The 25743-nt window shown below is 69.0% G+C and carries 25 protein-coding genes and 1 pseudogene; 13 read left to right on the top strand and 13 right to left on the bottom strand.

The features are described from left to right. The first annotated feature begins 38 nt into the window (after positions 1-38). A complete protein-coding gene (locus ACOQPP_RS06330; RefSeq protein WP_420636060.1) occupies positions 39-1124 on the top strand; it encodes a PA0069 family radical SAM protein in 1086 nt (361 codons plus the stop codon). Between the two features lie 34 nt (positions 1125-1158). Here ACOQPP_RS06330 and ACOQPP_RS06335 read toward each other — a convergent pair whose 3' ends face one another. Together ACOQPP_RS06335 and ACOQPP_RS06340 are read right to left on the bottom strand one after the other, a co-directional pair. Then, a complete protein-coding gene (locus ACOQPP_RS06335; protein WP_420636061.1) occupies positions 1159-2109 on the bottom strand; it encodes a PDZ domain-containing protein in 951 nt (316 codons plus the stop codon). A 151-nt stretch (positions 2110-2260) separates the two neighbouring features. After that, a complete protein-coding gene (locus ACOQPP_RS06340; RefSeq protein WP_419165189.1) occupies positions 2261-3106 on the bottom strand; it encodes a prohibitin family protein in 846 nt (281 codons plus the stop codon). 197 nt (positions 3107-3303) lie between these two features. Here ACOQPP_RS06340 and ACOQPP_RS06345 point away from each other — a divergent pair, with 197 nt between their 5' ends. The 3 genes from ACOQPP_RS06345 to ACOQPP_RS06355 all read left to right on the top strand — a co-directional run bounded on the left by ACOQPP_RS06345 (position 3304) and on the right by ACOQPP_RS06355 (position 6408). Continuing rightward, positions 3304-4992: an N-acyl-D-amino-acid deacylase family protein gene (locus ACOQPP_RS06345; protein WP_419165248.1), complete on the top strand. Its 1689-nt coding sequence runs from the start codon at positions 3304-3306 to the stop codon at positions 4990-4992. Between the two features lie 94 nt (positions 4993-5086). Beyond that, a complete protein-coding gene (locus ACOQPP_RS06350; protein ID WP_419165188.1) occupies positions 5087-5662 on the top strand; it encodes a PadR family transcriptional regulator in 576 nt (191 codons plus the stop codon). Further along, entirely contained in the window at positions 5659-6408 is a 750-nt protein-coding gene (locus tag ACOQPP_RS06355; protein WP_419165187.1) for a hypothetical protein, read from the top strand. The genes ACOQPP_RS06350 and ACOQPP_RS06355 overlap by 4 nt, the downstream gene beginning before the upstream one ends. On the opposite strand, the gene ACOQPP_RS06360 is transcribed toward ACOQPP_RS06355, so the two are convergent. The 3 genes from ACOQPP_RS06360 to ACOQPP_RS06370 all read right to left on the bottom strand — a co-directional run bounded on the left by ACOQPP_RS06360 (position 6368) and on the right by ACOQPP_RS06370 (position 10150). Next, complete coding sequence (locus ACOQPP_RS06360; protein WP_419165186.1) at positions 6368-7399, bottom strand: Fic family protein; 1032 nt, start codon at positions 7397-7399, stop codon at positions 6368-6370. The genes ACOQPP_RS06355 and ACOQPP_RS06360 overlap by 41 nt on opposite strands. Positions 7400-7406: 7 nt before the next feature. Continuing rightward, positions 7407-9152 carry a gamma-glutamyltransferase gene (gene ggt / locus ACOQPP_RS06365; RefSeq protein WP_420636062.1) on the bottom strand — a complete coding sequence of 582 codons (1746 nt, stop codon included), beginning with the start codon at positions 9150-9152 and terminating at the stop codon, positions 7407-7409. A gap of 131 nt (positions 9153-9283) precedes the next feature. After that, on the bottom strand, positions 9284-10150 hold the full coding sequence (locus ACOQPP_RS06370) for a cyclase family protein (protein ID WP_419165184.1): 867 nt from the start codon (positions 10148-10150) through the stop codon (positions 9284-9286). A gap of 112 nt (positions 10151-10262) precedes the next feature. On the opposite strand from ACOQPP_RS06370, the gene ACOQPP_RS06375 reads away from it, so the two are divergent. The 5 genes from ACOQPP_RS06375 (at position 10263) to ACOQPP_RS06395 (ending at position 14323) form a co-directional block, all read left to right on the top strand. Next, a complete protein-coding gene (locus ACOQPP_RS06375) occupies positions 10263-11147 on the top strand; it encodes a DMT family transporter (protein ID WP_419165183.1) in 885 nt (294 codons plus the stop codon). Then, entirely contained in the window at positions 11099-11821 is a 723-nt protein-coding gene (locus ACOQPP_RS06380; protein WP_419165182.1) for an RNA polymerase sigma factor, read from the top strand. The genes ACOQPP_RS06375 and ACOQPP_RS06380 overlap by 49 nt, the downstream gene beginning before the upstream one ends. Before the next feature lie 57 nt (positions 11822-11878). After that, entirely contained in the window at positions 11879-12613 is a 735-nt protein-coding gene (locus ACOQPP_RS06385) for a zf-HC2 domain-containing protein (RefSeq protein ID WP_420636063.1), read from the top strand. After that, the gene (locus tag ACOQPP_RS06390) at positions 12613-13470 is read left to right on the top strand and encodes a DUF4097 family beta strand repeat-containing protein (protein ID WP_420636064.1); all 858 of its coding nucleotides are present in this window, start codon (positions 12613-12615) and stop codon (positions 13468-13470) included. Before ACOQPP_RS06385 ends, ACOQPP_RS06390 begins: the two co-directional genes overlap by 1 nt. A 67-nt stretch (positions 13471-13537) precedes the next feature. Continuing rightward, on the top strand, positions 13538-14323 hold the full coding sequence (locus tag ACOQPP_RS06395; protein WP_420636065.1) for a DUF4097 family beta strand repeat-containing protein: 786 nt from the start codon (positions 13538-13540) through the stop codon (positions 14321-14323). Positions 14324-14481: 158 nt separating this feature from the next. Here the strand turns inward: ACOQPP_RS06395 and ACOQPP_RS06400 are convergent, their stop codons facing one another. Beyond that, complete coding sequence (locus ACOQPP_RS06400) at positions 14482-16122, bottom strand: amidase (RefSeq protein ID WP_420636066.1); 1641 nt, start codon at positions 16120-16122, stop codon at positions 14482-14484. Between the two features lie 91 nt (positions 16123-16213). Further along, positions 16214-19435: a sialidase gene (locus ACOQPP_RS06405; RefSeq protein ID WP_420636067.1), complete on the bottom strand. Its 3222-nt coding sequence runs from the start codon at positions 19433-19435 to the stop codon at positions 16214-16216. Positions 19436-19610: 175 nt separating this feature from the next. Between ACOQPP_RS06405 and ACOQPP_RS06410 the strand changes: the two genes are divergently transcribed. Then, a complete protein-coding gene (locus ACOQPP_RS06410) occupies positions 19611-20837 on the top strand; it encodes a Uma2 family endonuclease (RefSeq protein WP_420636068.1) in 1227 nt (408 codons plus the stop codon). Between the two features lie 27 nt (positions 20838-20864). Here the strand turns inward: ACOQPP_RS06410 and ACOQPP_RS06415 are convergent, their stop codons facing one another. Next, a complete protein-coding gene (locus tag ACOQPP_RS06415) occupies positions 20865-21080 on the bottom strand; it encodes a hypothetical protein (protein ID WP_420636069.1) in 216 nt (71 codons plus the stop codon). A gap of 137 nt (positions 21081-21217) precedes the next feature. Between ACOQPP_RS06415 and ACOQPP_RS06420 the strand changes: the two genes are divergently transcribed. Further along, positions 21218-21766: a Uma2 family endonuclease gene (locus ACOQPP_RS06420; RefSeq protein ID WP_420636228.1), complete on the top strand. Its 549-nt coding sequence runs from the start codon at positions 21218-21220 to the stop codon at positions 21764-21766. Between the two features lie 55 nt (positions 21767-21821). On the opposite strand, the gene ACOQPP_RS06425 is transcribed toward ACOQPP_RS06420, so the two are convergent. Continuing rightward, positions 21822-22037, bottom strand: a complete 216-nt coding sequence (locus tag ACOQPP_RS06425) for a hypothetical protein (RefSeq protein WP_420636070.1) — start codon at positions 22035-22037, stop codon at positions 21822-21824. 68 nt (positions 22038-22105) lie between these two features. On the opposite strand from ACOQPP_RS06425, the pseudogene ACOQPP_RS06430 reads away from it, so the two are divergent. Further along, positions 22106-22366: pseudogene (locus tag ACOQPP_RS06430) on the top strand (Uma2 family endonuclease); the annotation flags it as partial. 125 nt (positions 22367-22491) lie between these two features. Here the strand turns inward: ACOQPP_RS06430 and ACOQPP_RS06435 are convergent. From ACOQPP_RS06435 to ACOQPP_RS06450, 4 genes are all read right to left on the bottom strand, one after another. Beyond that, positions 22492-22908 carry a TipAS antibiotic-recognition domain-containing protein gene (locus ACOQPP_RS06435; protein ID WP_420636071.1) on the bottom strand — a complete coding sequence of 139 codons (417 nt, stop codon included), beginning with the start codon at positions 22906-22908 and terminating at the stop codon, positions 22492-22494. 6 nt (positions 22909-22914) lie between these two features. Beyond that, positions 22915-23286: a helix-turn-helix domain-containing protein gene (locus ACOQPP_RS06440; protein WP_419161624.1), complete on the bottom strand. Its 372-nt coding sequence runs from the start codon at positions 23284-23286 to the stop codon at positions 22915-22917. A gap of 69 nt (positions 23287-23355) precedes the next feature. Then, entirely contained in the window at positions 23356-23706 is a 351-nt protein-coding gene (locus ACOQPP_RS06445) for a cupin domain-containing protein (RefSeq protein WP_419162246.1), read from the bottom strand. 256 nt (positions 23707-23962) lie between these two features. Continuing rightward, entirely contained in the window at positions 23963-24124 is a 162-nt protein-coding gene (locus ACOQPP_RS06450; protein WP_420636072.1) for a hypothetical protein, read from the bottom strand. Between the two features lie 371 nt (positions 24125-24495). On the opposite strand from ACOQPP_RS06450, the gene ACOQPP_RS06455 reads away from it, so the two are divergent. Continuing rightward, the gene (locus ACOQPP_RS06455; protein WP_420636073.1) at positions 24496-25740 is read left to right on the top strand and encodes an AAA family ATPase; all 1245 of its coding nucleotides are present in this window, start codon (positions 24496-24498) and stop codon (positions 25738-25740) included. Positions 25741-25743: the final 3 nt, after the last annotated feature.

Consider the following 25743-nt stretch of genomic DNA (forward strand, 5'->3'; position numbering starts at 1 on the left):
CGTAACCGAATAAACGCCGAAAACAGGCTCGGGAGCCCATGTCGCCTACGGTCACGGACCGGCGCCCATCGATCCGGGGGCGCGGAAGCGCGCACAACCCGAAGAACCGCTTCCTCCCCCTTGCCGTGGAACGAGAGGCTTGGACCCTGGCCTCGGACACGGATCCCAAGACCGAGGTCCTCGAGGATCGGTCCCGGTCCATCATCTCCCGGAACGACAGTCCCGACCTCGGATTCGACGCGAGCCTCAACCCGTATCGGGGCTGCGAGACGGGCTGCGCGTACTGCTATGCGCGGCCGACGCACGAGTACCTCGGCCTCTCGGCGGGGCTCGACTTCGAGAGCCGGATACTGGTCAAGCCGGAGGCGCCCGAACTGTTGAGACAGGAACTCGCCTCACCGCGGTGGAAACCGCAGGTGCTCGTGCTGAGCGGCGTGACGGACCCCTACCAGCCTCTGGAGCGGAGGCTGGGCCTCACACGCCGCTGTCTCGAGGTTCTGGTCGAGGCGCGGAACCCGGTCGGGATCGTGACGAAGCACCACCGCGTGACGCGGGACATCGATCTGCTGCGAGAACTTGCGCGCTACGACGCGGTGCAGGTTCAGCTCTCCGTGACGACGATGGATCGATCATTGCAGCGGAAGATGGAGCCGAGGGCCTCCACCCCGGAGCGTCGGCTCGAAGCGATCGCCAGACTCGCCGAGGCGGGGATCCCCGTGGGGGTGAACGTGGCGCCCGTGATACCGGGGCTCACGGATCACGAGATTCCGGCCATCGTCGAGGCGGCGGCCGGGGCGGGGGCGGGCCGGGCCATCTACATCATGCTGCGGCTCCCGCACGGGGTCGCCGGGCTCTTCGAGGACTGGCTCCGCCGGCACTATCCGGATCGCGCCGACAAGGTGCTCAACCGGATGCGGGACCTGCGGGGCGGGAGCCTCTACGCGTCGACTTTCGGAGAGCGGATGCGGGGTCGCGGGCCATTCGCGCAGCAGGTCCAGCGGCTCTTCGACCTGGCGCGCGCGAAGCACGGCATCGAGCCGCGCGACTACGATCTCTCGACGGAGCACTTCCGGCCGCCGCGGGCCGGACCGCAACTGGGCCTGTTCGACGAGCCGACCGGCTGACGCTGTGCGGCCGGCCGGCTCGCGAACTCGACCGTCAGACGCGCAGGGCGATGCGACGGAACGAGGCCGGCCCGGAGCTTCGAACCTCGACCTCTCCGTCGTCGTCTCCGCGGCGCCACCGGAAGATCCGGTCCACCTCCTCCAACTCCACGGTGAGCGTGTGTTCCGTCCCGTCGCGAACGATGCGGACGGACACCTCGCCCGCTTCGAGGCCGGAGAGCGTGCGCATAAGATCGCCCGGGCTGTCGACGTCCTCGTCGCCGATGCCGACGATCACATCCCCTGCCCGCAGGCCGGCCGCGGCGGCCGGCGAGTCCTCGGAAACCGACGTCACGAGCGCGCCGCCCTCCACGGCGAAGTAGTCCGCCAGCTGGTCGCCCAGCGTCTGTACGTTCGCGCCGAGTCGCGGGCGACCGAAGAACTGGATATTCGCACCGCCACGGCCGGGCTGAATCTGAACGCTCGGCGGCGAGATCCATGTGAGCCCTCGCGACGAGGTGGCCGGGTTGACGACGAAGCCGCCCCGAACGGCCTGGCTCAGCCCCGAGCGCTTCGACCCGAGCTCGACCGACAGCTCGCGTTCGGCTCCGTCGCGGAGCACCGTGAGCTGCACCTCGCGGCCCGGGGGCGTCTCCCCCGCGAGCCGCTGCAACTGGGCGACGCTCTCAAGCCGCTCGGCGTTCCAGCGCACGATCACGTCCCCGTCGTTGAGGCCGGCCTCGTCCGCGGGTCCCTCGGCGGCGACATCGCTGACGAAGGCGCCGTATGGCCGCGGCATGCCGAGGTCCGAGGCGCGCTCCTCATCGACATCGCGGATCTCGACGCCCAGATATCCGCCGCTGCCGGAAGACAATATCGACACTCTTCCGCGCCAGTCGTCCTCGCCCTCCTCCTGCGCCGTGACGGGTGCGGCTCCGACCCCGAGCCCCGCGAGCAGCGCCGCGCCGAGCGCTGCGGCGAGCGACTTCCTCGATTCCTGATTCATGTATCCCCCTCCGGGTGCTCCCCGATCGCCGGCGCGCCTCGCACCGGATAGTGAACGATCGCGGCTCGATGGCCGCTCCGTCTACTTCGTCGGGTGGGACACTCGCGGGTCGGCCGTCGGTTGCCCCGGGCCGGCGCGCCGGCGTCCGGGGTCAGCGGTTCGGAGCGAAGAAGAGGGGGACCCCGCCTTCGGTCGGCGCGATGACCATGTTGTTCGTCCCCTCACCGATCTTCCCGAGCATCTCCAGGTAGCGCCAGTGCAGGTAGCGCTCGCCCGACACGCCCGCGAGGCTCTGGGCGATGATGTCCTGCGCGTCGCGGATCCCCTCGGCCTCCGCGCGCTGCTGGTTCGCCTGCTCGACCACGACCTGGGTCTGGTACTCCTCGGACTGCACCTGCTGTTCGCGCGCCAGCTTGGATTCGATCGCCTGCCGGATCGTCTCGGGCGGCGCGACCTCGCGCACGAAGAAGTCGGTGATCTCGACCCCGCGCGGATTCAGGCGACTCGTCATCAGAGCCTCGATGCGGGCGGAGATCCCGGTCCGTTCCGTGGACAGGATTTCGGAGGCTTCGATCTCGGCGATCGCGTCCCGGATGGCCGAGCGGTAGGTGTTGTAGACGAACGCGGAGACGGCGTTCTCGTTCCCCACGGTCAGGTAGAGATGGACGGCGCTGTCCGCGTTGATGCGATAGCGGTAGGCCGCATCGACCGCGATCTGAAGCTGGTCCGAGGTCAGCGCGTCCAGGCGCTCGGCCTGTCCTCCGGCGGGATACTGGACCTCCCGCAGGGGATAGTTGGTCCAGGACCGCAGCACGCTATGATACAGACCCTGCGTGTACGGGCGGGACGCCACCGCCCCGGTGACCGGGTTCCGCTTGACCGCGACCTCGTACTGGTCCACCCGGTTGAAGCCGAACACGAAGAGGATCAGGACCAGGAAAACCCCGGCGACCGCGGCGATTGTACCGAGCCGCAGCGACTTCACAGAATTCGACATTTTTCGTCCTCCCAAGACTGGAATGTGCATCGCCCGCGCCGTCGACGCGGGCGGGCGGGTCTGTTTGCCCATGGCAAGGTAACCGCGCGGTCGCACCGGCCCCACCGGGCCGGTAAGATCCACCTGGCCACACCTACCCTCTCGCCGGAGAAGCATTCATGCCTCGACGGATTCACGGCAGCGCCGCCCCGACCCGGATGACGCGAACGGCCCTCGCGGGTGCGCTCGCCGCCGCGTGGGCCTGCTCGGCCCCCGTCCCCGCGAACGAGTACGACGTCCTCATCCGCGGCGGCACGGTCTACGACGGCTCCGGCGGCCCGCCCCGTATCGCGGACGTGGCGATCGCCGGCGACACGATCGCCGGGATCGGCGACTTCGCGGGCGCCACGGCGGCGGCGACGATCGATGCCACCGGCCACGCCGTGACACCGGGCTTCATCAACATGCTCTCGTGGGCGACCGAGTCGCTCCTCGTCGACGGCCGGTCGCTGAGCGACATCCGCCAGGGCGTGACGCTCGAGGTATACGGGGAGGGCTCGTCCATGGGACCGCTCAATCCCGACATGAAGCGGGACATGGTCGAGCGGCAGGGGGACGTGCGCTTCGAGGTGCCGTGGACCTCGCTCGGCGAATACCTCGACCACCTCGTCGAGCTCGGCGTGGCGACAAACGTGGCCTCCTACATCGGGGCCACGACCGTGCGCGTACACGAGATCGGCCATGCGGACCGGCCCCCGACGGTCGAGGAGCTGGGCCGCATGCAGGACCTCGTGCGGGACGCGATGCGCGAGGGGGCCCTGGGCGTTGGCTCGTCGCTCATCTACGCCCCCGCGTTCTACGCCGGCACGGACGAACTCATCGCGCTCGCGAGCGCGGCCGGCGAGTACGGGGGCGGGTACATCTCACACATGAGGAGCGAGGGGAACCGCCTCCTCGCAGCGGTGGACGAACTCCTCACGATCGCGCGCGAAGCCGGCGTGCGGGCGGAGATCTACCACCTCAAGGCGGCGGGCAGCGAGAACTGGGACAAGCTCGACCAGGTCATCGAACGTGTGGAGGCGGCGCGCGCCGAGGGGCTCGAGATCACGGCGGACATGTACACCTACACGGCCGGATCGACGGGGCTCGATGCCGCGATGCCGCCCTGGATCCACGAGGGCGGCCACGATGCGATGATCGAGCGGCTGCGCGATCCCGCCACGCGGGGGCGGATCGCGGAAGAGATGCGCACGCCCACCGGCGAGTGGGAGAACCTGCTCCTCGCCGCCGGTTCGCCCGACCGCGCGCTGCTCGTCGGCTTCCGGCAGGACTCGCTGAAGTACCTGACGGGCCGGACGCTGGCCGAGGTCGCCGCCTCCCGCGGCACCGGGATCGAGGAGACGGCCATGGACCTCGTCGTGCGGGACGACAGCCGCGTGGGCACGGTCTACTTCATGATGTCGGAGGACAACGTCCGCCGTCAGATCGCACTCCCGTGGGTGAGCTTCGGCTCCGACGCCGGATCCCTCGCCCCGGAGGAACCCTTCGTGCGATCCAGCACCCACCCGCGCGCGTACGGCAATTTCTCGCGCCTTCTGGGACGGTACGTGCGCGACGAGGGCGTCATCCCGCTGGAGGAAGCGGTTCGGAAGCTGACGTCGCTGCCCGCCGCCAACCTGCGCATCGAGGGGCGCGGCCGGCTCGCGTCCGGCTATTTCGCCGATGTCGTGGTGTTCGATCCCGAGACGATCGCCGATCACGCCACGTTCGAGGAGCCGCACCAGCTCGCGACCGGCGTCCGCGACGTGTTCGTGAACGGGGTGCAGGTCCTGTCGGAGGGAGAACCCACGGGCGCCACCCCGGGGCAGGTGGTGCGGGGACCCGGATGGGAGGGCGCCCCCCGCTGACGCCTCCGGTCCCCCCCTTGGTCGGTCTTGACAGGCTATAGAAGGTTTTATATAGTAGCTATATCGTAGTTGCTATAGCTTCGGAGCCTGACCCATGAGCCTCGACCACATCCTTCTCGGCCTGCTGCGCGAGCCGGCCACCGGGTACGACCTCAAGACGGCGTTCAGCGAGAGCGTCGGGCACTTCTGGTCGGCCGAACTCAGCCAGATTTACCCGACCCTCAAGCGTCTCGAGCGTCGACGGCTGCTCAGGAGCCGGCTCGAGCCGTCCCCGAAGGGGCCGAACCGCCGGGTGTACACGTTGACGAACGAGGGCCGGGCGGAGCTGCTGCACTGGGTGCGCGGCGACCCGGCGGTCGGCACGGAGCGGTTCGCGTACCTCGCCCAGCTCTACTTCATGGACGCGATCGGCGACATTCGCCAGACGCGCGCGTTCATGACGGCGTTGCGCGACCACCTGTCGGGCTGGCTCGCCCAACTGCGGGCGGTCGAACGGGAGATCATCGCCGCGCACGGCGAGGCGCCGGAGCGCTACAGCGACGCGGGGTTCCACCAGTTCGCGACCCTGCGGATGGGCATCCACTCCATCGGATCGAAGGTGACCTGGTGCGACGAGACGCTGGCGGCGATCGACCGGCGGCTCGCCTCCCCGCGCGGCTCCGAATCATGACCCTGCTGTTCAGCGTCCTCATCTGGGCGCACGTCGCCACCGGGTTCGTCGGTCTCGTAGCGTTCTGGATCCCGGTGTTCGCTCGCAAGGGCGGCCGGGCGCACGTGCGGGCGGGCCGGGTCTACACCTACTGCGCCTACGTCGTGACGCTGTCGGCGGTCACCGCCTCGGCGGGACGTATCGTCGCCTATCTGAGCCAGGGCATCGGCGTGGCCGAGCGTCCCGACCTCTACGGCTTCCCGTTGTTCCTCGGCTACCTCGGGGTGACGACGTTCGCCATGGTGCGCCAGGCGCTGCGCGTCGTGGCCACGCGCCGGGCGCCGGAGACGCTGCGGACCCCGTTTCACGAAGCGCTCGGCTGGGCGTCCATCGCCGGCAGCGTCACCGTCATCGCGTACGCGCTGGGCGTGTGGTCCGACATCTCGCCGATCCTGCTGGGGCTGAGCCCGGTCGGCCTCTTCACGGGGAGGGGCATGCTGCGGCTCATGCGCGCCCCCGGGTCGGAGCGCATGGGATGGTTCTACAGCCACATGGGGTCGATGCTGGGTGGCGGCATCGCGTTCCACACCGCGTTCGCCGTCTTCGGGGCGCCGCGCCTGTGGGCCTACGAGATCGCGGGACCGCTCGCCGTCGTACCATGGATTCTGCCGACGGTGATCGGCATTCCTGCCATCGTCATCTGGACCCGTTACTACCGGCGGAAGTTCAACCCGGCGCCGCCGCCCGATGACGCCCGCTCGGCGTGAGGCGATACCGCTGGTTGTGGGCCCGCGGCGCGTCCGGCCGGGTCATCGCGATGAAACCGTGACGCAACGCGGGCCGCAGGTAGTTGTAGAGAAAATTCGGGCGATGCGTCAGATGCAGACGCGACATCAGTTCCCTCGCGGACAGTGCGCTGTCATCCATGACCGCAAGAAGGCGGCGCACTTGTTCGGTTACTTGTTCGGTTCGTACGTGCTCCAACACGACCTCGCGAATCATCCGCAAGGCATATTCCACGAAACCCGTGGACTCGCCCGCCCGGCCACTCTCCCGCAGCGCCTCGTAGTAGCCAGCGCGGTGGTCTCGAATCATGCTCTCGACCGGCAGCGCGGCGAAGAGGGGTTTCCAACGGGCGAGGATCAGCGTCTGCCAGAGCCGGCCCATACGCCCGTTGCCATCGGCGAAGGGGTGGATGAACTCGAACTCGAAGTGAAACACGGAACTGGCGATCAGCGGATGCTCGTCCGTCTCCTCAAGCCAACCCAGCAGGGCCGACATCAGGGACTCCACACGGGAGGCCGGAGGCGCGATGTGGACCACGCCCTCCGGGCCCGCGACGACGGCACCGCCGGTTCGAAAGCGGCCGGGCGCCTCGATGAGTCCGTCCATCATTGTCCGATGCGCCCGCAGCAGGTCCGCGACCGAGTGCGACGTCCAATCCGGCATCGCCTCATATGCCGCGAACGCGTTGCGGACCTCGAGCAGGTCGCGGGGCGGCGCCCGGACGTGCCTGCCGTCAAGTACGGCGGCGACTTCTTCGACGCCTAGCGTGTTGCCTTCGATCTCGACCGTGCTCTGTACGGTCCTGATACGATTGGCGCGCCGTAGCGCGGGGCGAACGTTATCGCCGCCTTCCGACTCGATCCTGCCCATGGCTTCGCCGATGTCGGCCACATGGCGCACGATCTCCGGGGTGACGCGAAAGGGGGGCTCATAGCCGCCTTCCCCGGAAAGGCCGGATGCGTCCACCTGCATCTGCCGGCTAGTTTCCGCGCGCGCCGCCGTCGAAGGCGCGGCTGTCGGCGGCTCCCCAGCGCAGTCCCGTGTCCCAGTCGATGTGGATCCCCATCGCGCTTCCCTGCCCGCCGCGGGTCCTCACCGCGTGACCCATCGCTTCGTACAGGCGCCTCGTATCGGGCGAGAAACCCCACTCCTCCAGCGAGGTCACGTCCGGAAGCCATTGGTGGTGGATGCGCGGCGACTCGATCGCGCGCCCGAACTGCGACCCCGTCATCCCGTGATCCACGACGTTGAGCACGACCTGGAGGGTGGTGTTGATGATGGTGCGGCCGCCGGGGCTCCCGATCGCCAGCACCGGCCGCCCGTCTCGCGCCACGATCGTCGGCGTCATGCTCGACAGCGGCTGCTTCTGCGGCGCCACCAGGTTGGGCGGCGTGCCGATCGTGCCGCGGGAATTCGTGCGCCCCGGAATCGCGTTGAAGTCGCCGAGTTCGTTGTTGAGGAGGAAGCCGGCGCCGGGGACGACGATGCTGGAGCCGTACCCGAACTCGAGCGTGTAGGTCACGGCCACCGCGTTGCCCTCGGCATCGACGACCGAGTAGTGCGTCGTCTCCTCGCTCTCCGCCGCGAAGACGGTGTTGAAGGCGGCCGAGTCGCTGCGCGACGCGCGCTCCATGTCGATGCTCGACCTCAGCTGTCCGGCGTACGACTTGGACGTCAGGCGATCGATCGGCATGTCAGAATTGAACTTGGGATCTCCCAGATAAAGTGCCCTGTCAGCGTACGAGCGCCGCATGGACTCGGTGAGGAGGTGGAGGTAGAGCGCCGAGTTGTGCCCGATCTCCGCGAGGTCGTATCCCTCCAGGATGTTGAGCATCTCGACGAGTCCGGTCCCGCCGGAGCTGGGCGGCGGCATCGAGTAGACATCGTAGCCGCGGTACGTCCCGTGGATCGGGGTCAGTTCGTCGGCTTCGTAGCGGGCGAGGTCCTCTTCCGTGATGAGGCCGCCGTGCTCCGCCATGAAGCCGGCCAGGAGTTTCGCGGTCTCGCCGCGGTAGAAGCCGTCATGCCCGTCGCGCTGGATGCGGCTCAGCGTCTCGGCCAGGTCCGGCTGCCTGAAGGTCTCCCCCGGCTCGTACATGCGGACGCCGTCCTTGAGGAAGACCTCGCGCGTCGCATCGTACAGCGGCCCGGCCCGGCCCGGCAGGGAGCGCAGCCAGTTCCGCATCGCCCACGTGGACGGCATCCCCTCGGCCGCCAGCCGGATGGCGGGTTCCAGGAGGTCCGACCAGGGCAGACGGCCCAGCCGCTGGTGGGCCTTCCACATCCCGGCCACCGTTCCGGGGACGCCGATCGCGAGCAGCCCGATGCGGTTCGAGTTGTCCCGGACCTCGCCCGTCTCGTCCAGGTACATGCGTTCGGTCGCCGCGAGCGCCGCCTTCTCCCGGAAGTTGAAGGTCGTGACCTCACCGTCGGCCCCGTGGTACACGAGGAAGCCGCCACCGCCGACGTTGCCGGCGGAGGGCAGGGTCACGGCCAGCGCGAAGGCGGTGGCCACGGCCGCGTCGACCGCGTTCCCGCCCTGCTCGAGGATCTCCTGGCCCGCTTCCGAGGCGAGGTAGTGGCTGCTCACGACCATGCCGCCGCGGGATGGCGCGGCCATGCGGCCGGACTGCGCGGCGAGCGGCGAGAGGACGAGCGAGACCGACACCGCCGACAGGGCGAAGGTGCGGACGGCGAACGCGGGCAGGCGCTTCCTGGTGATCAAGACCCCTCCTCTGGGCAGAGACACCTCACCGGGCTCCCCGCGCGACGCCCGTGCGGCGGAGCGACGAGCCCGGGATCTCGCGCAATGTCGGGCGATTCCCAACGGCCGTAAAGGGGACCGCAGCTGGCCGTTCAGCCCCCTCCGGCGCGGGGAACGAGGGCGACCGCCCGCAGGGGCCCGCCCGATCCGCCCGAGATCTTCATCGGCAGGGCGATGACGGTCGCGCCGCTCGCGGGGAGCCTGTCCAGATTCGTCAGGTTCTCGAGGCTGGGCACGCCAGCGCCCGCCGCGACCTGGTGGACGATGAAGTCGGTCGAGGGACCGTAGTCGATAGACGCCGCATCGATGCCGAGGACCGCCGCGCCTCGGACTTCGACGAGAAGCCGCGCGGCCTCCTCGCCGTAGCTGGGAAAATGGAGGTTGGACGCATCCCCCGGCGTGTCGTCGCCGAGGTAGTCCAGCGCGTCCGGCCAGTGCGAGCTCCACCCGGTGCGGAGCAGGATGAGGCTGCCCACCGGGATCTCCCCGTGCTCCACCTCGTGCGCTTCGACATCGGCCGCCGTCAGCCGATAGTCGGCGTCGGCCGCGGCCTGCGCCGTGATGTCGATGACGACCGCGGGCCCCATCAGCCGCTCCAGCGGGATCGAAGCGACGTCTCCCCCGCCCTCGTGGAAGTGGATCGGCGCGTCGATGTGCGTTCCCCCGTGCTCGGCGGTCGCGAACGCGTAGGCCGCATAGAAGTAGCCGCCCTCGGTCTCGCCGAACGCCAACTCGTCGATCCGGAACCCGGCCGTGTCCGTTGGCCAGTAGATCGTCTCCGGACCGAAGGCGTGCGTGAGATCGACGATCTCGAACTCCGCCAGGTCCAGTTCCGCCGCGGCCGCCGAGGGTGTCGCCCGCCGGTCGTCGGGCGTCTCGACCCAGATCGAGCACGCCCCCAGCGCCGCACACGCGATTACGACGCCGGCGCTCCGGCGCGGGAAGTCCGAACTCGTCATCGCTTACCCTCCCTTGTTCCGGTGCCTCTTCGTATGCCGGCGGGGCCTCATCCCTGCCATGACCCCTCTGAGTGAAAGTGGCGACGCGGAGTGGACGAAGCGAGATTCGTTCATGCGCAACATCACGCGGGGCCTCCTCGTCGTCTTCATCGCCTCGCTGGGGTACGGCGCCCTCGCCGTGCTGGCCAAGCTCGCGTTGGCCGAGGGGGTGGAGGTGCTGCCGCTGCTGGCGTGGCGCTTCGTGCTCGGGAGCGGGCTCGTGTGGGCGTTCGTGTTCGCGACCGGGCGCCCGCGTCCGCCCCGGGGGCGGGTGGTGGAGCTGGTTCTGCTCGGCGCGCTCTACGCTCTCAACGCCATGTGCTACATGCTGGGGCTCGACCGGCTCCCGGCCTCGCTCGCGACGCTCGTCTTCTTCACCTATCCCGCCATGACCGTGCTCCTGGCCCGGATCTGGGTCGGCGAGCGCCTCACCTCGCGGCGTATCGCCGCCCTCGCCCTCACGACGGCCGGTTGCGCGCTCACCGTCGGCTTCGGTGTCGGGTCGGGGGACGCACTCGGCGTCGGCCTGATCGTGCTCTCCGTCGTGCTGCTGGCGGCGTGGATCGTATGGAGCCACGGCGTTCTCGAGGGGCTCCCCCCGGTCTCCTCGACGGCGACCGTGATCACCTCGACCGCGGTCGTGATCGCCCTGACCGCCCTCGTCACCGGTGGACTCGGCGTACCCCTGGCACCCGCCCCGCTCGCCCTCATCGCGGCGATCGGGCTCTTCTCGACCGCGATCCCGATCACGGCGTTCCTAGTCGGGATCCAGTGGATCGGTCCGGCGCGGGCCGCGATCGCCGCCACGGTCGAGCCGGCGGTCACGCTCACGCTGGCGGCGCTCGTTCTCGGCGACCGCCTGACGGGCGGGCAGTGGCTCGGCGCGCTGCTCATCCTCGCCGGCGTCGTGTGGCTCCGCCTCGAACGGCAGCCGGAATCCGTCGATGCCCACTCCTGATCGCCCCCGAGGACGGAAGGCGGGCTCCAACCTTCCCGGTACAGGGCGCGTCTCATGAAGCGAACGAGGACGCGGGCCGGAAGGGCCAGGTAGCGATCGAATCGAACGGCGAAGCGAGGCGGCACGAGTCGGACGCGGGGGAGGGGCCGCGGGTCCCCCCCGGCGTCGCGGCGGACGTACGCGAGGCGGCATTCGGCGACGCGGCGGCGTTCGAGCGGCTCTATCGGGCCCACGTGGGGCGGGTGTACGCGGTCGTCTGCCGGCTGGCCGGGAGCGAGCGCGCCGACGAACTCACGCAGGATGTGTTCGTGCGGGCGTGGGAGAAGCTGGAGACGTTCCGCGGCGAGGCGGCGTTCGGCTCGTGGCTCCACCGGCTGGCCGTGAACGTGGTCTACAGCCGGCTGCGGGCCGTCGGGGCGCGACGAGAGCGCGAAGTGGGAAACGAACTGCCGCTCGCCCGGGCCCGGGCGCCGCGCGACAGCATCGAGATCCGGCTCGATTTCGAGGTCGCGATCGAGCGGCTGCCGCGCGGGGCGCGAAAGGTGTTCGTGCTGCACGATATCGAAGGATACAAGCACCGGGAGATCGCGGAGATGCTGGAGATCACGACGGGGACGTCGAAGTCGCAACTGCATCGGGCGCGGATGATCATGAGACGGCACCTCGATGCGTGAGGCGCGCCGCGTGACGCCCATCCGGCGTCGGGCCGCAAGGCGAGGAGGGTTCAGCGCATGACGGACGGCGGACATCCGAGGGATCGGTTTCGGGATCGACTGTCGGAGTATCTCGACAGCGGGCTCGGACCCGAGGAGGAGACGCTGCTCGAACGGCACCTCGAGAGCTGTGAGGACTGCACGCGCACGCTCGAGGAGCTGGAGGCCGTGGTGGAGCGCGCCGGCAAGGTCGGCCCCCGGGCGCCGGCCGGCGATCTGTGGCCGGGCATCGCCGCCCGCATCGGAGCGGACGACGGCGATCTGTCCGAGGCCGCGCCGGACGACGACGACTTGCGAGGCCGGCGACGGCCCGCCGCGCGCGGGATCGCCCGCTTCGCTCCCCAGCTCGCCGCGGCCATCGCGCTGGCCTGGCTGTCCGGGGCGCTGGTGTGGATGGCCGGAGCGCGGAGCGACGCGTCGGGTGACGCCCCCGCCCTCGGTTTCCCCTCCCTGCTCCCGCCTGCGGCCCAACCCGTCTCGGACGGCGCCGACGGCGAGGCCAGGGCGGAGGAATACGCCAACCTCATCGCCGAACTCGAGCGGGTGCTGTTCGACTCGGAGCGGCCGCTACCGCCGCAGACCGTGGCGCGAATCCGGCGCGCTCTGGTGACGATCGACCGGGCCATCGAGGACGCACGCGCGGCGCTCCGCGAGATCCCGGACGATCCCTATCTCCGGCAGCACATGACCAGCACGCTGCAGCGAAAGTCCGAGTTCCTCGCCCAGGCCGCGCAGCTCGCGGCGAGCGACTGATGGCGCCCGCACTCCTGCTCCTCGCGCTCGCGTTCGGCGAGCCGGCGCGCGACACGACGTTCATCGTCCCCGCGGGCGCCCGCATCGCGATTGCGCTCCCCGAGGGCGATGTCCATGTGACCGGTGTCGATGGCCGCGAGGCGCGGATCCTGATGGAGGGCGAAGAGGCCGGGGTCCGGGTCGCCTCCGGAGGCGGGGTGATCCACATCGGCGCGAGAGAGCGCGGCAGCGATGCGGACCTGTCCGTGTGGCTTCCGCGGGATGTCCACCTGACGGTGACCGGGCGCGAGGGCGACATCACCGTCGCGGGCCTCGTCCGAGGGGACGTACTGGCGAGCACGGCCGACGGAGATGTGGAGATCGACGGAGCCGCACGGGTCAACGTCTCGGCACTGGACGGCGACGTACGGCTGGCGAACACGGGGCCCGCCTCCGTGAACGTGGCCGACGGCGACGTGTGGATCGACCGGGCGACGGGCGAAGTGACCGTCAACGGCATCGACGCGGACATCGTCGTCACGAACGCCGACGTGCGGGCCCTCTCCATGTCGGCGGTCGACGGCGACCTCTGGTACGACGGCACCGTCTACGAGGGAGGGAGCTACTCCTTCAGCACGCACGACGGAGACGTGACCTTCGCCCTCCCCGAAGGGTCCGGCGCGAGCATCTCGGTGTCGACCTTCGATGGCGAACTCATCCCCTCCTTCCCCGTGCAGTTCCGCGGCGGGCGCCTGCGGGCGGGGGAGTTCACGGTCGGCGATGGATCGGCCGCCGTCACGCTGAGGTCGTTCGACGGAGACATCCTCCTCATCCGGCCGGGAGAGAGGACCCCGGACCTGGACGAGGAACGGGAATAGCGAATCACAACCAGACCGCGGGCCGGCGGAAGGCAGGCTCGCGAGGACCGGAACCAGGAGCAGGACGATGCGGAATTCAGCCCGACAACTCGCCGTCGCAGCGGCGTTGCTGGTCACCTGGGGGACGACGGGAGCGCAGGCACAGGACTTCGAGTGGCAGGGGTCCGTGGATCGCGGGGACGCGGTCACGATCCGCAACGTGAACGGGTCCATCACGGCCCGCGCGACGGACGCGAGCCAGGTCGGGGTCCGGGTGAGGAAGGAGTGGGATGACGACGATCCCGACGCGGTCCGGATCGAGGTCGTGGAGGACGACCGCGGGGTCCTGATCTGCGCGGTCTACCCGTCGCGGCGAGGACGGGACCCGAACCGGTGCGGGCGCGGCGACGACTACCGGATGAGCGTCCGCAACAACGACGTGAAGGTGCACTTCACGATCGAGGTCCCGCAGGGCGTCGCATTGGAAGCCCGCACGATCAACGGTGAGATCGAGGCACGCGGGCTCGCCGATGACGTGGAGGCGAGGACCGTAAACGGCGACATCGCGGTGCAGGCCGCGGGAGCGTTGTCCGCCCAGACGGTGAACGGAGACATAGAGGCGGAGTTATCGGGCAGGCTCCGCGACGATCTCCGCTTCAGGACGACGAACGGCGGCATCCGGCTCGCCCTGCCGGACGGCACCGAAGCCGATGTCGAAATCCGCACGGTGAACGGCGCCATCGACACGGAGTTCCCGCTCACGATCCGCGGCCGGTGGGGCCCGAAGTCGGCCTCCGGCGAGATCGGCGGCGGCGGCCCCGACATCGAACTCCGCACCGTCAACGGCAGCATCGCCCTCGTCCGCGGCGGCTGAGGGGGGGTTCACCAGCCCGCGGGTCGTCCTCATACCGTCTCCCAAAAAAGCAAGGGCCACCCCGAAGGAGCGGCCCTTGAGCCGACAGCACGCTGCCGGCGGGTATCTAAGCGAAACCTGCTTGCCGACGGGTGCCCGAGGCAACCTCGGGACCGAGTTCAGCCAAGGGTGGGCGCGAACGTCGGAGCGCGCCGTTCCTGGGTGGCCTGTTCGTAGGCGTAGGCGATCCTGAGCAGCGTGGGCTCCGTCCACGCGGGACCGAAGAACGAGATCCCGGTGGGCAGCCCGCGCACGAACCCCATCGGCACCGTGATGTCCGGAAAGCCGGCGATGGCGGCCGGCGCGGCTGACGACCCCCCGTCGAGCCGGTCGCCCTTGATGTGATCCGTCGGCCACGGGAGGTCGCGGGTGGGCGCGACGATGGCGTCGAGACCGTGCTCGCGCGCCAGGCGGTCGATCCCGTCCTCCCGGTTCGCGCGCTGGATCGTGGCCACCGCGTTCAGGTATTCCGGGTCCGTGAGTGGCCCTCTGCGCTCGGAAGCGATCAGCCGCTGTTGCCCGAAATGAGGCATCTCGCGCTCGGCGTTCCTTTCGTTGAACTCGATCACCTCGGCGAGGCTCTTGACCGGGGCGTCCGGCCCCAGCCCGGCGAGGTAGGCGTTCAGGTCGGTCTTGAACTCGAATTCGAGCACCACGAGCGACAGCGGGTCGTTCCACGCGGCCGCGTCCATGTTCGCGGGGTCTATGATGACAGCCCCCTCCGCCCGCATCGCCTCGATGGCTTCATCGAACAGCGCGAGCACACGCGGGTCGAAGCCGGGGAAGGTGCGCACGACTCCGATCCGGGCGCCCCTGAGTCCGGCCGGGTCCAGGAACTGCGTGTAGTCGGCATGCGCGTTCCCTTCGCTCGCCGCGGTAGCGGGATCACGCGGATCGACGCCGGTGCAGACGCCGAGCAGGATGGCGGCGTCGGCCACCGTCCGGCACATGGGGCCCGCCGTGTCCTGCGAGTGCGAGATCGGGATCACGCCGGCCCGGCTCCACAGCCCCACCGTGGGCTTGATGCCGACGATCCCGTTGCTCGACGAAGGGCACATGATCGAGCCGCCCGTCTCGGTCCCGACCGTGAGGGCGCAGAGGTTGGCCGACGCCGCGACGCCCGACCCGGAACTCGACCCGCATGGATTCCGGTCGAGCGCGTACGGGTTCCGGCACTGCCCGCCCCGCGCCGACCATCCACTGGTCGCGCGTTCACCCCGAAAATACGCCCACTCCGAAAGATTCGCCTTGGCGAGGATGACGGCCCCGGCCTCGCGCAACCGAGCGGCGACGCCCGAATCCTGCGCCGGGATCGACCCCTCCAGCGCGAGCGATCCCGCGGTCGTCGTCATCCGGTCGTGCGTATCGATGTTGTCCTTGAGCGCTACCGGGATCCCGTGCAGGGGCCCGCGCACGTTGCCGGCCGCCCGCTCGGCGTCCAGTTCATCGGCGATCTCGAGCACGTCGGGGTTCATCTCGATGATCGAGCGCAGTTCCGGCCCCTGCCCGTCCAGCGCCTCGATACGCTCGAGGTACAACTCGGCGATCGAACGCGCGGTGCGTTCGCCGGACGCCATGCTCGCCTGGAGTTGGTCGACTGTCACCTCGTCCAGCTCGAACGGCGGCACGCCCTCCGCGCCCGCCGCGCTCCCCGCCGCGGCGCCGGCGGACCCGTCTCCGGGCGCGCACCCCGAGGCCGCGGCCACCGCCCCCAGGCCCCCCGCGACGCTCGCTCCGATGAACTGTCGGCGATCGATCATGGCGCTCCTCCTCTCTTCAGCAGCCCTCGATGCTCGACTCCGGGTCCGAAAGACGTTCCCGCGGGAACGTCCGGGGCACGCCCCGCGCCGCTCAGGACGCGTCGTCGGTGATGATGAGCATGCCGAGGCCGCGCAGCGTCTCGTTGAGCGCCGCGACGTCCGTGCGAACCAGCTCTTCAAGCTCAGCCAGGTGCGCCTCCAGCGCCGCGCGGAGGATAACCTTCACCTCCATCTGCTGGTCCGTGGGCGGGAAGTCCGCGATCGCCAGCGCGCCCGTCAGGTAGCCGAGCTTCTGGAGGAGCCGCGCCTCGAAGCGCACACCATCCTGACCCTGACCGGTGAGGCGCAGGTCGACCATCGTCTCCTGCAGGTCGATCAGCTTCTGCCGCAGATCTTCGACCGACGCGGAGAGGTCCTCGTCCTCCGCGAACCGCGCCAGCGTCCGCAGCTGGACCCGCATCGCCTCCACCCGCTCGACCGCCTCCCCCGCCCGCACCACGTCTTCGCGCACGTCGCGGATGAACGCGATCTGCTCCGCGATGTCCGCCTCCGTCCCCCCGGAGTGCGGGTCCTTCAGCACCGTCAGCGGCTGCTCGTGCATCGCCCCATCGACCGTCAGGCGCACCGCGTACCGCCCCGGCGGCATGAGAATCGAGATCCGCTGCCCGCCGGGCGCCGCCCTTCCCTCCTCGCCGACGTCGATGTGCTCCGCGTACCTTGGCGGCGTGAGCATCCGGATCGGCTCGTTGGGCTCATCCCGCAGGTCCCAGTGGATCCGGTTCACCCCCACCCGGTTCGGACCCTCCAGCGTGCGTACGACCGTCCCCGACCCGTCCAGGATCTCGATCGTCGGCGCCTCGGAGGCCTCCGCCGCGAGCCAGTAGTTGAGCGAGGCCCCGTACTCCGGATCCTCTCCTATGGTCGGATCGTCGTAGGGGATCGAAGGCGGCGTGATGGGCCGGAAGCGGTACGCGTCGCGCGGCGCGAACAGGTGCGAGGCCGACGCCATCACCTCCGGCGTCAGCTGCTGGATCGGCGACAGGTCGTCAAGGATCCAGAACCCGCGCCCGTAGGTGCCGACCACGAGATCGTTGAAGTGCTCCTGGACCACGATCCCGGACGCGGGCGCCGCCGGCAGGTTGTTCTGCAGCGACTGCCAGTCATCCCCGCCGTTGAAGGAGACGTAGACCGCGTTCTCCGTGCCCGCGTAGAGGAGCCCCGGCCGCACCGGATCCTCGACGATCACCTTCGTGTAGCTCAGCATGCTGGGCGGGATCCCGTCGGTGATCTTCTCCCACGAGGCGCCGAAGTCGCGCGTCCGGTAGACGTGCGGGTCGCGGATGTTCACCTGGTGGCCGTCCGCCGCGATGTAGGCGGTGCCCGCGTCGTAGCGCGAGACGGCGATGCTGCGCACGGCGATCCACTCCGGCAGCCCGTCCACGTTGCCGGTGACGTCGGTCCAGTTGGCGCCCCCGTCGCGGGTGATGTGGACGCGGCCGTCGTTGGTGCCCGCCCAGATGAGCCCCGGCTCGATCGGCGACTCCGCGATCCCGAACACGACCCCCGCGTACTCGACCCCGATGTTGTCGCCCGTGAGCCCGCCCGAGAGTCCCATCCGGCTCTGGTCGTTGAGCGACAGGTCCGGGCTGATGACCTCCCAGCTCTGCCCGCGGTTCCGCGTCCGGTGCACGTGCTGGCTCCCCACGTAGACCGTCTCGTTGTCGTGCGGGGAGATGTGGACCGGCGCATCCCACACGAAGCGGTAGCGAACCCCCGACGCGGCGCCCCGGCTCTGCTCCGGCCACACTTCGACCGCCCGGTACTGACGGCGCTCCTCCTCGTAGCGGACGACGATGCCGCCCACCATCCCCGATCCCGAGGCCGAGGACCACACGATGTTGGGATCCGTCGGATCCGGCGTGGCGAAGCCGCTCTCGCCGCCTCCGACGTGGTGCCACATCGCGCGCGGGATGTGGTTGATGCGCCGGGTGCCGAGGATGCGGCTGTTGCTGGGGCCCCGATACGTCGGCTCATCCTGCTTGTTCCCGAGCACGTTGTAGGGGACCGCGTTGTCCACCGTCACGTGGTACATCTGCGCGTTCGTGAGCCGCTGCCGGAACCACGTCTTCCCGCGGTTGATCGAAATGGAAAGCCCCTGGTCGTGCGCCACGATCATGCGGTCGGTATCCGTGGGATCGATCCACATGTCGTGGTGGTCCCCGCCCGGCGCCCGCGGGCGCGGCGTCACATCCAGCGTGCGTCCGCCATCCGTCGACACCGTGAACGAAGCCGTGAGGAAGTAGGCCTCGTCCTCGTCGTCGGGCGAAATCACGACGCGGGAGTAGTAGTGGGGACGTCCCATCGCGTTCCGGTTGCGCGTGATGAGAGACCACGTCCGGCCGCCGTCCTCCGAGCGCCAAAGCTGGCCGCTCTCGGTGGGCTCGCCGTCCCACGGGATCCCGTCGCCCGTCTCGAGCATCGCGTACACGCGCCGCGGGTTCGAGGCCGCGATGGCCACGGCGACCTTGCCGACCGGCTTCTTCGGCAGGCCGATCGTGTTGTCCGGCCCGTTCAGCTTCTCCCACGAGTCCCCGCCGTCGCGCGACACGTGCAGTCCGCCCCCGGGCCCTCCGCTCGTCCGCCCCCAGGTGTGGATCTCGAGCTGCCAGGTGCCGGCGAAGAGGACGCGCGGGTTGGAGGGATCCATCGCGATGTCCGAGCATCCCGTGTCCTCGTCGATGAAGAGGACGTGCTCCCAGCTGTCCCCGCCGTCCATGGTTCGGAAGACGCCGCGCTCCGGCTGCGGCCCGTAGGAATGGCCCAGCGCGCAGACGAAGACGATGTCGGGATCCGAGGGATGGATGGCGAGGCGCGGGATCCGTCCGGTGGGTTCGAGCCCCATGAGGGTCCACGTCTCGCCGGCGTCCGTCGACTTGTAGACGCCCTGCCCCACCGAGATGTGGCTGCGGATCTTCCCCTCTCCGGTCCCCGCCCAGACGATGTTGGGATCGGCCACGGAGACGGCGAGCGACCCGATCGACTGCACCGGCTGGTCGTCGAACACCTCGTCCCAGTTCACCCCGCCGTCCGCCGTCTTGTAGATCCCGCCCGAGGCCGCGCCCACGTAGTAGGTGTACGGCTGGCCGGGAATCCCCGCCGCCGCGCTGAAGCGGTTCCCCTCCGGGCCGATGTTCCGCCACCGCAGCGTCTCGTAGGCCGCCGGATCGGGAGCGCTCTGCGCCGCCAGCGGCGTGATCGCCGGAAGCGAGAGGATGAGAAGCGCGGTGAACGCGCAGAAGGGTCGGACGCGCATGGCAACCTCGCCGGGTTGAGACTGGACGATTGCTCGAAACGATCACGGATTCAGGCCGTTGAGCACGGTGCGCCGGCCCAGCCCGGCTGACAAGACCACCGCGGGAGTCCGACGAGCGGAAGATGGTGCCCCGAAAGTGGCTGGGGCTCGCTTGCCGACCTATCCTGAGTAGACCATGGCACTCCCCTACATCACTTGGCAGGACGCCCTCCAGATGCCGGAGGACGGACGTCGCCACGAGGCGATCGATGGCGAGTTGTACGGCGCTCCGGCTCCGAACACGCGTCACCAGCTTGTCTGCGGGGAGCTCCTCACGGCGCTCGCTCACCTCCTGGATGAGCCGGGATACGGACAGACGTTCGTCACCATGACGGCCGTCGAGTTCCCCGAGACGCGCGAAGGCGTCATGCCGGACCTCATGTTCGTGTCCAACGAACGGCGAGAGATCATCACGGAGGCCTGGCTCGTGGGCGCACCGGACTTGGTGATCGAGATCACCTCTCCGGTGACGGAAGACCGCGACCGCGGGGTCAAGCTCGACCTGTACAAGAGGCAGAGGGTAGGCGAGTACTGGATCGTCGATCCAGACGAGAACGCCGTTGACGTGTGGCGGTTCGGGGAGCAACCCGAGGAGGAGCGCTTCACGACGACACTCCCGGTTCGGCTCGGCGCAGAACAGGTCGGCGTCATCGACCTCGAGGTCGTTTTCTCGCGCGAATTGTTCCAGCCCGTCCGACAGGCCGTGGCGCGCCGAACCGGGACGCCTCCCCCCGTTGAGGGCGGGATGATGAAGGCGGCGATCATAGGCTCGGAATTGGAAGCGACCCCGACCCGGAGCTATGATGTGGCGACCATGCCGCTTCCCTCGATCACCTGGCAGGACGTCCAGGAGTTGCCGGACGACGGAAATCGCTACGAGGCGATCGAGGGCGACGCATACGTGACCCCCGCCCCGACCTTTCGCCACCAGCGTGTCAGTTGGCGGCTGGGGAAGGCGCTCGACCGCCTCCTGGAAGAGCCCGGGCACGGTGTGGTCGTGCCGGCGCCGTTCGGCGTGGAGTTTCCGGCCACGGGAGAAGGCGTCCAGCCGGACCTGCTGTTCGTGTCGGAAGAGCGTCGGGAGATCATCACGGACGCCGGGCTCACCGGCGCTCCGGACCTCGCGGTCGAGATCCTCTCACCGTCCACCGCGAGCCGTGACCGGGGGCTCAAGCTGCGCCTCTACCAGCGCCGGGGTGTGCGCGAATACTGGATCGTCGACCCTGACGAGAACACCGTCGATGTGTGGCGATCCGGGGAGGAGCCCGCGCGCGAGCGCTTCAGCGGAACCCTCCCGGTCAGGCTCGGCGCCGAAGAGGTGGGCGTGATCGACCTGGAGGCCGTGTTCGCCTCTGACCTCTGAATCTCCGAATCTCGGCCTCAGGCCTACTCAGTCGCCCCCGCCGTCGCGCCGGCCGCGCTCTTCGCCGATCAACCGGGCCGCCTTGACGCCTGGATCGGTCGCCGGGCGCGAAGCCAAGTGCTCGCGAAACTCCCCCCGCTCCACCTCACGCTCGATGGCGGCGAGCACCACCTCGCGGATCGTGAGGCGGTTCTCACGCGCTCGCTGCTGGAGGCGTTCGAGCAGATCTTCGGGCAGATCCAACGCAAGACTGGCCATGTCCTTACAAGGGCACGACCTGAGGGTGATCGCAAGCGCGAGTTGAGCGCCGGTTGAGAGTCCGGGCGACCGTGGGGTTGGATTTGGAGACGACTCCCGCCCGGAGCTATGATGTGCCGACCATGCCGCTTCCCTCGATCACCTGGCAGGACGTCCAGCAGATGCCGGACGACGGCAATCGCTACGAGGCGATCGAGGGCGACGCTTACGTGACTCCCGCCCCGTCGATCCGTCACCACCGCCTCACGAGGGCGCTCTACGACGCCCTCAAACCCCTCCTCCACAAGCCGGAGTACGGAGAACTGTTCTGGGCACCGGTCGGCGTCGAGTTCCCCGCGACGGGCGAGGGCGTTCAGCCGGATCTCATGTTCGTTTCCAACGAGCGTCGGGCGATCATCGGGGAGGCCGGGATCGTCGGGGCACCCGGCCTCGTCGTGGAGATCCTCTCCCCGTCAACGGTGAGCCGCGACCGGACCATCAAGCTCCGGCTCTACCAACGGCAGGGTGTGGGCGAGTACTGGATCGTCGACCCGGACGAGAACGCCGTCGATGTGTGGCGATTCGGGGAGGAGCCCGCGCACGAGCGCTTCGCGACGACGCTCCCGGTCAGGCTCGGAGCGGAAGAGATCGGCTCGGTCGACCTGAAAGCCGTGTTCGACTCCGACTTATAAAGTTCGGGGAGAACCAGGGAGGGCCTCGGGCGCAGGACGGCGTAAGGCCCCGGGTTCAGTAGTCCCCGTCCTCGCGCCGCCTGCGTTCTCCGCGAATCAACCGGGCCGCCTCGATGCCGAGACCGGTCGTCGCAGGCGTAGCCAGGTGCTCGCGGAATTCCCACCGCTCCAGCTCGCGCTCGATGGCGGTGAGCACCACCTCGCGGATCGTGAGCTGGCTCTCTCGCGCCTGTCGACGAAGGCGTTCAAGCAGGTCTTCGGGTAGGTCCAAAGCAAGACTGGTCATGTCTTTACAAGGGCATGACCTGAGGCTCTTGGCAAGCTTGAGTTGAGCCCGCGTTGAGCGTCCGGGCGCCCGTTGGCGTCAGGTTCCCGGCGATGGGAGAGGGCGTTCAACCGGACCTCATGTTCGTGTCCACCGAGCGTCGCGGGATCGTAGGGGAGGCCGGGATCGCCGGGCCGCCGGACCTCGTCGTCGAGATCCTCTCACCCTCGACGGCGAGCCGCGACCGCAGCATCAAGTTCCGACTCGACGAGAGGCAGGGTGTGCCGGAATACTGGATCGAAGACCCCGACGAGCCGGCCATCGACGTGTGGCGCTTCGGGGGACGAGGTCGTCCACGATCGATTCAAGGAATCTCTTCCGGTTCGCGTCGCGGGCGAGCCGGTCGGCACGATCGACCTGGGGGAGATCTTCTCTCCAGAGCGCTGACCGCCCCGAGCTTCTATACCGTGCGGCGGTCTTTGCCGGACCCCTTCCGCGCGCGGGCCGCGTTCGCCCGGATGGCATCCGCGACGAAAGCCGCGAGGCCCGCGTGTCGTTCCTCGAAGTACGCCGTAAAGCGGGGATCCGCCGTGTACATGGAGGCCAGCCCACGGTGCATGTCGGGAGTGCAGGCGTAGAACCACCGGTCGATGTGGCGCCGGTGCGCCTCGGCCAGGTCCATGGCGGCCGCGGACGTCGGGCGCACGCCGTCGGCCATCAGCGCGGCCATGCGCTCGAACACCCCGTCGCTCTGGGCCCGGATCCGGGCCCAGTCGTCCTCCGTGTAGCCCCGGGTCCGCTGGACGGACTTTTGCCACGCGTCCGTGTGCCCCCAGCGCTCCCGCGCCTCGTCCGCGAGCGAGCCCCCGCCGACCAAGGCGATTCAGGGCGTCGCGAGTTCGTATTCGCGAACGAGCACGTCGGCGGGCAGGCTCCACTCCGCGGCGAGGGCGCGAATCATGGCCAGAGAGAGAGGACGGCGACGGTTCAGCACCTCCGAGGCGTGCGGCTGGGATCCGATCACCGTCGCGAGATCCTTCTGGCGTAGACCGCGGGCCTCCATCACATGTTCGATGAGGGCGAGCGGATCCGGTGCGTCGATAACCCAATGCTCCGCCTCGTAGCGTTCGACAAGCGTCACGAGAACCTCGAGCGCATCGCCCTCCGGCGTGCCGGGAGCGGCGCCCATCAAGCGATCGATTTCGGCGAGGGCCGCATCGTAATCGGCCTCGTTCCTGATGGGTCGGATCGTCATGGTACGCCTCCTACACCTCTGCTGCGTCGATCTTGTCGTAGTCCTCGTGCGTTCCCACAAACCGCCCTCTCAGATCCAGACGTCCGACTCGGCGGTGAGGTCGTCGTGCTCGTCGCCGGTGTTCACGACGCCGCGGGGTTCGACGAGCATCAGCTTCACTTCCTCCTCGGCGACGGGGCGGTGCCGCACGCCGCGCGGGACGACGTATAGTTCGCCGGGGCCGATCTCGACGGCGCCATCGGGGAGGTCGATCCGCAGCGTGCCCTCGAGGACAAAGAACGCCTCGTCCGTGTCCGCGTGGTCGTGCCACACGAACTCCCCCTTCACGCGCGCGATCTTGAACTGGTAGTCGTTGAGTTCCGCGACGATCCGCGGCTGCCAGTACTCCGTGAGCAGACCGAACTTTTTCTCCAGGTTCACGACGTTCTTCAATCCCCGACCCTCCACCTCCTGGTTCTCGCCGGTCGTCACCGGAGCCTCCCGGACATCACGATCATCCCTGAGGGCGAGCCCATGCGATTCCTTCCACATGCTCGAAGTGGTGGTCGGCCGACGCCAGATCGGCCGCGTCTCACCCTCACTCCCACATGGCTTCGTCGATCGTTTCAAAGTGCTTGAGTGCCCGTTCGATTTCGTCCGCCTCCGCGTCGCTCCAGGATCCGATGAGGTGGTCCAGCTACGACCCGACCGTGTCGGCTGCCTGTCCGTCCTCCAGCCCCGCCCCCCGGCGCAGAAGCTTGACAGCGGCCCGGTTGAGCGATGTTCCGTCACGGTTCGCCAAGCGGCGAATCGCCGAGGTCAGGTCGTCCCCGAGGCCTCTAACCGTGAGCTGTTTCATATCCCGATCTCGTGGTGCCTCGATGTTCACGATGTCGCTCCTCCGTCGTCGACTCCGAGCAGCCCGGTCTGCTCGTCCCGGGGCCCTTCCGCGGCCAACCGGCGGATCTCGGCCCAGCTCCCCACCAAGCTGTTGTATCATAACGCCTCCGGGGCGCGCTTCGTCCGTTCCGATCATCCCGTCTCCCTGACCCGCAGACCGGCTTCCCGCTTCCTGGGGAGGACCGCCAGCCCATGGGCGAAAGCATGACGCCGCACCGCAAAGATGGGACGGAGGATGATGGGTACGTTATTCTCCGTCCTGACCGGAACCGGTCGACGCGTTTCGGCTCTGTCGTGCGTGACGGAGGACGGACCACCAAGGAAAGCCCGATGCTCAAGAGGCTCACGGTTCGGAGGTTCAGGTCTCTGGCCGACGTGACGGTCGAGTTGCCGCAACTCGCGGTCCTGTTCGGCACCAACGCGGCCGGGAAGAGCAATCTTCTCGAGGCCATCCAGGCGCTTTCGTGGATCGGGAACCAGCGTACGCTGGCCGACGCCTTCGAGCCGCTGCGGGGATACCCCCTTGAGACCTTCCAGTTCGGATCCGGGGGATGGCCGGCGCTGTTCCGGAACGGAGCCGCCTCCTTCACGCTGGAGGCCGATGTCTCAACGCACGGAGGGGGCAACTATCGGTATCGCGTGCAGCCGGAGATGGACTTCACGTCGGGCGAACTTCGCGTCAGGGACGAGTATCTGACTCAACTCACGAAGGCGGGTCGCCAGCGGAAGAACGCCACGGCGGTGATCGAGCGGCATCGGAACACCGTTCGCGTTCGGCGAAAGGGGAAGCCCGGTTCCCCGCGCCAGGAGGCGCTGGGGCTGAATCACGCCCTCCTCTCCGACCGGAGTCTGGCCGGCGACGGATATCCGTGGCTGGAGGATGTCCGCAACGAACTCCTCAACTGGCGCACGTACTACCTGGAACCGCGGACCGCGATGCGGAGGCAGCAGTCTCCGGCGGACGTGTTCGACATCGGCAAGCACGGCGAATGCATCGCGTCGTTCCTGTACAAGATCCGGGCCCAGTCCCGGAACCACTTCGACGCCGTCGGCCGGGCGCTCCGGTCGATCGTACCGGGCATCGACGCGCTGCATGTGCAGCTGAACGAACAGCAGGGCACCCTCGACCTGTGGACGCAGGAGGGCGAGGCTACGTACTCGGCCCGCCTGATTTCCGAGGGCACCCTAAGAGTCATTGCCCTGTGCGCCATCGTCGTGAATCCGTGGGGCGGTTCGCTCGTCGCGCTGGAGGAACCCGAGAACGGCGTACACCCCAGGCGGTTGGAACTGATCGCCCGCCTGCTCGCCTCGCTGGCCCTGGACCAGGGGCGTCAGGTGATCGTCACCACCCATTCGCTGCTCCTGTGCAGCGCCATCCTGCGAGAGGCGCGCGCGAGGGACAGCGATGACATCTCGCTGTTCAACGTCCGGCGCGTGGACCACCGAACCGAGATCCAGCGCCTTGGCGCGAACGCGCCGCTGTTTCAGGATCTCGAAATCGCGGAGGGGCTCACCAGTCCCGCTGAAGACGCGCTGTTCGAGAACCTCGTCCTCAGAGGATTCATGGATGAGTGATCG

Origin of the sequence: Candidatus Palauibacter sp., from assembly GCF_965222475.1 — a bacterium.
In the GTDB taxonomy this organism is placed as follows: domain Bacteria; phylum Gemmatimonadota; class Gemmatimonadetes; order Palauibacterales; family Palauibacteraceae; genus Palauibacter.

Coding starts and splice junctions, on each gene's coding strand:
- ACOQPP_RS06330 (WP_420636060.1), top strand. CDS start 39: ATGTCGCCTACGGTCACGGACCGGCGCCCATCGATCCGGGGGCGCGGA.
- ACOQPP_RS06335 (WP_420636061.1), bottom strand. CDS start 2,109: ATGAATCAGGAATCGAGGAAGTCGCTCGCCGCAGCGCTCGGCGCGGCG.
- ACOQPP_RS06340 (WP_419165189.1), bottom strand. CDS start 3,106: ATGTCGAATTCTGTGAAGTCGCTGCGGCTCGGTACAATCGCCGCGGTC.
- ACOQPP_RS06345 (WP_419165248.1), top strand. CDS start 3,304: ATGACGCGAACGGCCCTCGCGGGTGCGCTCGCCGCCGCGTGGGCCTGC.
- ACOQPP_RS06350 (WP_419165188.1), top strand. CDS start 5,087: ATGAGCCTCGACCACATCCTTCTCGGCCTGCTGCGCGAGCCGGCCACC.
- ACOQPP_RS06355 (WP_419165187.1), top strand. CDS start 5,659: ATGACCCTGCTGTTCAGCGTCCTCATCTGGGCGCACGTCGCCACCGGG.
- ACOQPP_RS06360 (WP_419165186.1), bottom strand. CDS start 7,399: ATGCAGGTGGACGCATCCGGCCTTTCCGGGGAAGGCGGCTATGAGCCC.
- ACOQPP_RS06370 (WP_419165184.1), bottom strand. CDS start 10,150: ATGACGAGTTCGGACTTCCCGCGCCGGAGCGCCGGCGTCGTAATCGCG.
- ACOQPP_RS06375 (WP_419165183.1), top strand. CDS start 10,263: ATGCGCAACATCACGCGGGGCCTCCTCGTCGTCTTCATCGCCTCGCTG.
- ACOQPP_RS06385 (WP_420636063.1), top strand. CDS start 11,879: ATGACGGACGGCGGACATCCGAGGGATCGGTTTCGGGATCGACTGTCG.
- ACOQPP_RS06390 (WP_420636064.1), top strand. CDS start 12,613: ATGGCGCCCGCACTCCTGCTCCTCGCGCTCGCGTTCGGCGAGCCGGCG.
- ACOQPP_RS06395 (WP_420636065.1), top strand. CDS start 13,538: ATGCGGAATTCAGCCCGACAACTCGCCGTCGCAGCGGCGTTGCTGGTC.
- ACOQPP_RS06400 (WP_420636066.1), bottom strand. CDS start 16,122: ATGATCGATCGCCGACAGTTCATCGGAGCGAGCGTCGCGGGGGGCCTG.
- ACOQPP_RS06405 (WP_420636067.1), bottom strand. CDS start 19,435: ATGCGCGTCCGACCCTTCTGCGCGTTCACCGCGCTTCTCATCCTCTCG.
- ACOQPP_RS06410 (WP_420636068.1), top strand. CDS start 19,611: ATGGCACTCCCCTACATCACTTGGCAGGACGCCCTCCAGATGCCGGAG.
- ACOQPP_RS06420 (WP_420636228.1), top strand. CDS start 21,218: ATGCCGCTTCCCTCGATCACCTGGCAGGACGTCCAGCAGATGCCGGAC.
- ACOQPP_RS06440 (WP_419161624.1), bottom strand. CDS start 23,286: ATGACGATCCGACCCATCAGGAACGAGGCCGATTACGATGCGGCCCTC.
- ACOQPP_RS06450 (WP_420636072.1), bottom strand. CDS start 24,124: ATGAAACAGCTCACGGTTAGAGGCCTCGGGGACGACCTGACCTCGGCG.
- ACOQPP_RS06455 (WP_420636073.1), top strand. CDS start 24,496: ATGCTCAAGAGGCTCACGGTTCGGAGGTTCAGGTCTCTGGCCGACGTG.